The following is a 465-nucleotide window of genomic DNA, read 5'->3' as shown; positions in this document are numbered from 1 at the left end:
GCAAGACGTACAGGAACGCTTCGGCCACAACCCCGCCGGCAACCTGCTGATGCAAGACCGCCCCGGCCCGGACATCGTCGCGGCCAACCGCCTGATGATCCAGGGCGACCGCCATTACGACTACGACGCCTTCGGCAACCTCATCCGCGAACGACGTGGCAAGGGCCAGCAACTCATCACTGAGTACCGCTACGACTGCCAGCATCGGTTGGTCGGGGTTACAACGCCCAATGGCCAAACCGCCAGCTATCGCTATGATCCATTTGGACGGCGTATCAGCAAGACCGTGGACGGCAAGACCACCGAATTTTTCTGGCAAGGCGACAAGCTGATAGCCGAACACCATGCAGAGCGCCATCGCAGCTATCTCTACGAACCCGACAGCTTCCGCCCCTTGGCACTATTGGAAGGTTTCGGCCCGAAAGAAACCAAGCCCTACCACTACCAACTCGACCACCTCGGCAC

General features: G+C 60.0%; 1 protein-coding gene. It reads left to right on the top strand.

Annotation, left to right across the window (positions count from 1 at the left end; genetic code table 11):
• A partial coding sequence (locus ODQ19_RS28005) for an RHS repeat domain-containing protein (RefSeq protein ID WP_330211840.1) occupies positions 1-465 on the top strand: 465 nt, incomplete at both ends.

The organism is Pseudomonas sp. AM4(2022) (assembly GCF_036346515.1).
Lineage (GTDB): Bacteria > Pseudomonadota > Gammaproteobacteria > Pseudomonadales > Pseudomonadaceae > Aquipseudomonas > Aquipseudomonas paracarnis.
This window is presented reverse-complemented; position numbering and strand designations above follow the sequence as displayed.